General features: G+C 52.1%; 3 protein-coding genes. All 3 read right to left on the bottom strand.

What is annotated here, in order from left to right:
* Positions 1–653: 653 nt before the first annotated feature.
* Positions 654–959 carry a hypothetical protein gene (locus FP815_15470; GenBank protein MBA3016331.1) on the bottom strand — a complete coding sequence of 102 codons (306 nt, stop codon included), beginning with the start codon at positions 957–959 and terminating at the stop codon, positions 654–656.
* A 217-nt stretch (positions 960–1176) separates the two neighbouring features.
* Positions 1177–2619, bottom strand: coding sequence for a TolC family protein (locus FP815_15465; GenBank protein ID MBA3016330.1), 1443 nt, complete (start codon positions 2617–2619; stop codon positions 1177–1179).
* A complete protein-coding gene (locus FP815_15460) occupies positions 2576–5668 on the bottom strand; it encodes a multidrug efflux protein (protein MBA3016329.1) in 3093 nt (1030 codons plus the stop codon). The genes FP815_15465 and FP815_15460 overlap by 44 nt, the downstream gene beginning before the upstream one ends.
* Positions 5669–5716 lie beyond the last annotated feature (48 nt).

Below are 5716 nucleotides of genomic sequence, written 5' to 3'. Positions count from 1 at the left end.
GGCATCGGCCTGCTCATGTGCAACTAGCACACTTCGCAGACCGCTTTATTGACCGACGAAGCGGGTCAATATAAATCGCGCATCTGGGGCGCCCGGTGAACGTTTACAGTCCGGTGAAATCAGCACGTTCAACGCTTCTGATAAACGATTACGAATAACCAACAAAGGAGCCGACAACTGTACCCCAAAGAGTATCTGTCCACATTTGTACAGATATCGAAACGCCCACGAACACAACACGCCATAAAAATACTCCGCTGCCACGGCTTGTCAAGGAGTTGACCAATTTTTCGTCTCTTTCCTGTCACTATGATTTTTCCCTGTGCCATGGACACAGAAAAATGCCAGAAGAAACGCGCTTACCCCAACCACCAAGAGTTGATGCCGTCGCAAAAAGTCCGATCTACTTCGTTGCAGCATATTTTTGCTCATTCGGCACACCATATGTGTGGCCTCATTCACAAAAACACCCTGCGCCTTGTATATCGGCCCTTTTGCTTAGACATCCCGTGATTTCTTGTGAGATTATCAAGAGTTAGAAGAAGAGCACGGAAAGGGAGACAACGCGGTCCAGGAGAGGAAAAAGAGGAAGAAAGAACATGCCTCCTACAAAAAGAGGAGGCACGGACAGCAGCAGAAAGAGAGCAGGCAGGTTACATAAAACTTTCAATTTCTTCATCAACAGGAAAGCAGCAAACAATCATCTCTCGGTTCATGGTAAAAAACCGATACTGATGATGCTCGCCACCCGGAAAAATAATATTCGCATCGGTAACAGCCAGGAATGGGCTATCACGGGTGTGGCGATTCAGCATATCCGTCAGGCGCAAACTGGGCGGCTGGTGAAGAAAACCCTCAATCATGGTGCCGTCAATCAACCGGACCTTGACCCGTAGAGGGGTAGTCTTCACTTTGGCATAAAGAAGGTCTTTAACCGGAGACGACTTTTTTTCGTTCATGATCCACCTCAACTAGAAATTCAAGACAATTAAAAAAACTCGGGATCTACACACGTGTCACTAATCACATTACATCACAAGAGACAATATCTGTCAAAATATAACCTTGAGGAGAGACCAACCATTTCGATGTTTCACTGCCTCGTGTGATAATGCTGATCACTGCTATCCGACTCTCTATCTTGACACGGCTATCGAAAATGCTCCCGTTACTTCATTACATTACAGCGGGGACCGTGGTCACACCAATGGCCCGTTCAATGGCGGCCTGAGCGATTTTATATTCATACAGCGCCTCGACATGGGCGGTCCGAGCGTTAGAGAGCAGCACATCTGCGTCGGCAACCTCTACCGGATTACCAACCCCGGCCTCATAACGACCGGAAGCAATGGCATAATTCTCTTCAGCCTGCTGAACAGTAAGCTGACTGGCGATAATCCGTTCGCTGGCCTCATGCAAGATCAGATATCCCTGCTGAATTTCCTTGTAAATCTGATGGCGCAAGCCCGTCTCCTTGGCCGCAAGCACCGCAAGATTCGCCTCTGCTTCACCGACCTCGTGTTTAGTTCGATTGCCATTAAAGACAGGGACCAAGAGGGAAACACCAACATCCCACCCTTCATCGAGAGGAAATTTATCTCCTCCATAGGAAGCGCCAACCGAGCCCGAGAGATAAGGAGAATCTCCCTTCCGGGCTAAAAGCACGGCCTGTTCGGCAGTTTTTTTTCTAAGCAGAAGGGCCTTAAGGTCAGGACGATGATCATAGGCTTGAACCATGGCATCCTCAAGCACTACCGGAAATTGCTCAAAATTTAAGCTATCCTTGACCCGATAATTAGGCGTCTCGGAGAATCCCATAGCAGCGCTAAGGGCCACCCGACCCAAGCGGACACCATTCTCAGCCCTGATCAGGTTGAGCTTGGCATTGCTGAGATCAACCTCGGCCTTGGTAACATCGTACTTAGGTTTGACCCCGGCATCAAAAAATCCCTGGGCCTGGACCCGATGCTTCTCGAACTGGGTGACGGTTTCAACAGCGACACTCATCTTTCTCATCAGGGTCAGCAAGTCAAAAAAAGCTACCTTAGCGTTGAAGATGACATGATCCTCAACCGAGGCAAGATCGGCCCGAAACGAATTGACTGAAGACTCCTGAATGGCCACTCGGGTGGCAGTCTTACCAAAATCATACAGCATCTGGTTGACAGTGACTCCGGCCGTATACCGACCGTAACTGGCATCACTGCGGGAGGGGTTGGCATAGGATCCGTCAGGGGAAAACCTGCTCAACCCGACAGTACCATCAACCTGGGGAGCAAAGCCGGACCGCGCCTGGCCAACTCGGCTCTGTCCGACAGCAATACTCCCTTGTGCCGCCAGGATGTCCGGCTGCCGCTGAATGGCAATCGCAACCACCCGGTCAAGAGAAAGCTCCTCCCCCTCCTGAAAGGTTGGCAAAGATATAGACGCCTCTCTTACTGGCTGAAGGGGGACTGCCTCCTGGGCAATCACTAGGACCGAACTAAACATCAGACTGGAAAATCCCACGACAACGGCGCCCAACCGACACAATAGCCTCTTATAATCAGTCATAATCCATTTCCTCTCTTGCTGGTCAGGTACTATCTGCCGAGGTCTGTTCGGAGCGATCATTGCCATGGTCTCGAGCAATGAGCATATAAATCGATGGCACCACAAACAGGGTAAACAGAGTGCCGATGGTCATCCCGCCAACCAAGACCAAACCAATTGAATTTCGAGCTGCAGCGCCTGCCCCTGCAACCAGGGTAAGCGGAAAATGACCAGCAACAGTAGCAGTGCTGGTCATCAAGATTGGCCGTAAACGGGTAAGCGCTGCCTGACGCACCGCTGCAAACTTCGAGAAGCCCTGCTCCTGCTGGGCATTGGCAAATTCAACGATCAGGATTCCGTTTTTAGCCACCAAACCAACAAGAGTAACCAGACCGACCTGGGAGTAGATATTCATGGTCGTGGTCCAGCCACTCGTCCAAAACGGGGTGTTAGGATCGGGAATCTTCAAGAAAGTAAAGATCAAAGCCCCGAACATGGCCAGCGGCACTGAGCCGGCCAGAATAACCAACGGATCCCTGAAGCTGTTAAACTGAGCGGCCAACACCAGAAAAATCAACACCACCGCCAGGGTAAAGGCCGGAACAAAGCGATTTCCCTCGCTACGCAACTGCCTCGATTCACCTGTATAATCGACAACATATCCGCTGGGAAGAATTTTTGCAGCTTCTGTTTCCAATAAACGCAAGGCTTCATCCAAAGGACGGATAGAAACCCCGCTGATCTTGACGGCATTGAGTTGCTGAAACCGGTTCAAAGAACGCGGCACCGTACTGTTCTTGATTGTAGCGACGCTGGACAGCGGCACCATCTGGCCGGCAGGGCCGGTAACATACATCCGTTGCAGCTGTTCAGGATTTAATCGGTCAATCCTCTGGATCTGGGGGATAACCTTGTAACTGCGGCCAGCAAGAGTGAAACGGTTCACAAAATTTCCGCCAAGCATGGAGCCGATATCTGCCCCTACCTGCTGCAGGTTGAGTCCCAAATCAGCCACCTTATCACGGTCAATAACAAACTCCGCCTGGGGTTGATCAACCTTCATGTCAATGAGCGGCGGGAAGGCGAAGATACCGCTGGCCGCGGCCTTCACCTGCAACTCTTGGGCAAACTCGAGCAGTTGCTGAGGTTCGGCAGTAGAGGCGATAATAAATTCTACCGGAAAATCGCCACCGCCTGGCAAAGCGGGGGGCGTCACCGGGAACATCCTGATCCCGGGGATAGCGCTCAACCCCCTCTGGACATCCGGCAGGATCTGGGCCACAGTTCGCTTCCTTTCAGCCCACGGCTTCACCACCATCCCACCAAAACCAGAGGAGGGCATGGTGATCTGGAAGGTAAAATCGGTCTCCGAAGTTTTGAGAAAAACCTCGTTGGCCGCTGCCGCATAGCTGCTGGTCTGATCAAGGGTAGAGTTGGCAGACGACTCCATAATCCCGAAGATAACCCCCTGATCCTCGGAGGGAGCAAGCTCTACCGGCGACATGACAAACATCGGCACAGCAAGACCAGAAACAATCAGCCAGACACAATATACCGCGGGCCGAGAATTCAAGGTGACATCCAGCATCCTGGCGTAAATGGCCTTAAAACGATCAAAGCCCCGATTGATCCGGCCACTTAAACCATGATCGCTCATGCCGGCTTTCAGAAGCTTGGCAGACATCATCGGGGACAAGGTCAGCGCCACCACCCCGGAAATTGTCACCGCCCCGGCCAAAGTGAAGGCAAACTCCCTGAACAGCGCCCCGGTCAGCCCCCCCTGAAAACCAATGGGGAGATAGACCGCAGCCAAGGTAATGGTCATGGCGACAATCGGTCCCACCAGTTCCCGAGCACTGATAATGGCAGCATCAAAGGGGGACTTCCCTTCACGCAAATGGCGTTCAACATTCTCAACCACCACGATCGCATCGTCAACCACCAGACCGACAGAGAGGACAATAGCGAGCAGGGTAAGCAGGTTGATAGTGAAACCAAAGACCTGCATCAAAAAGACCGCGCCGATCAGGGACAGTGGGATCGCCACCACCGGGATAAATACCGAACGAAAGGAACCAAGAAAAAGAAAAATAATCACCACCACGATAATCAAGGTATCGCCTAAGGTCTTGACGACTTCGTTGATGGCATTATTAATGTAATTGGTGCCGTCATAGGCTAACCGCGCCTCTAGCCCGGTCGGCAGACCGGCCTGAATGGCGTCCATCTCTGTGCGCACCAGCTTGATCACATCAAGAGAGTTGGCGTTCGGCAGTGGCCAGATACCCATGAACACTGCGGTCTGACCTGAAAAACGGACCTCGGTGTCATAGTTCTCAGCCCCAAGAACCACCTCGGCAATATCCTCAATGCGGACTGTGGCCCCCTTCTGCTGCCAGACGATCAGTTTTTTGAACTCCTCGACCGAACGTAGATCCGTATCCGCAGTCAGGTTGACCTGGACCATGGCCCCCTTGGTTGCCCCCAAGGCAGCGAGATAGTTGTTGGCCGCCAGGGCCTGGCGGACTTGGTGAGGGGTGATACTGTACGCCGCCAACCTGTCCGGCTTGAGCCAAATCCTCATGGCAAAGGTACGAGCGCCCAGAATATCAGCCCGCTGTACACCGTTGAGTGCAGAGAGACGGGGTTGCACCACCCTTACCAAATAATCGGTAATCTCGTTCTGTTTAAGGATGTCCGAGGTAAAACTGAGATAGGCCGAGGCAAACTTGCTGTCCGCCGATTCAATATTGATGATCGGCACCTCGGCTTCCGGGGGTAAATCGGCACGAACCTGATCCACCTTGGAACTGATCTCGGCCAAGGCCTTGGTGGCATCATAGTTGAGCTTCAGCCGGACACTGATGGTGGAAAGTCCCTGAGCGCTCTGGGACTGGATGTAATCAATGCCGTCCGCGGCTGCGATGGCCCGTTCCAGATGGGTGGTAATAAACCCACGCACCAGCTCAGCACTAGCGCCAACATAGGCGGTGGTGACCGTTACCGTGGCATTTTCACTGCGAGGATATTGCCGGACATTGAGCGACCTGATTGCCTGAAACCCGGCAATAATAATAATCAAACTGATGACCAGGGCAAGAACTGGACGTCGGATAAATATGTCAGTAAAGTTCATGATTGGGCGTCACTTGTTTTCCAGTTGCGGGCGCAGGTTAAATTCCGG

The sequence above is a fragment of the Desulfobulbaceae bacterium genome, from assembly GCA_013792005.1.
Lineage (GTDB): Bacteria > Desulfobacterota > Desulfobulbia > Desulfobulbales > VMSU01 > VMSU01.
This window is presented reverse-complemented; position numbering and strand designations above follow the sequence as displayed.

Bases quoted from the DNA above. Each gene is read 5' to 3' on its own strand.
- FP815_15465 (MBA3016330.1), bottom strand. From the start codon at position 2,619: ATGGCAATGATCGCTCCGAACAGACCTCGGCAGATAGTACCTGACCAG.
- FP815_15460 (MBA3016329.1), bottom strand. From the start codon at position 5,668: ATGAACTTTACTGACATATTTATCCGACGTCCAGTTCTTGCCCTGGTC.
- FP815_15470 (MBA3016331.1), bottom strand. From the start codon at position 959: ATGAACGAAAAAAAGTCGTCTCCGGTTAAAGACCTTCTTTATGCCAAA.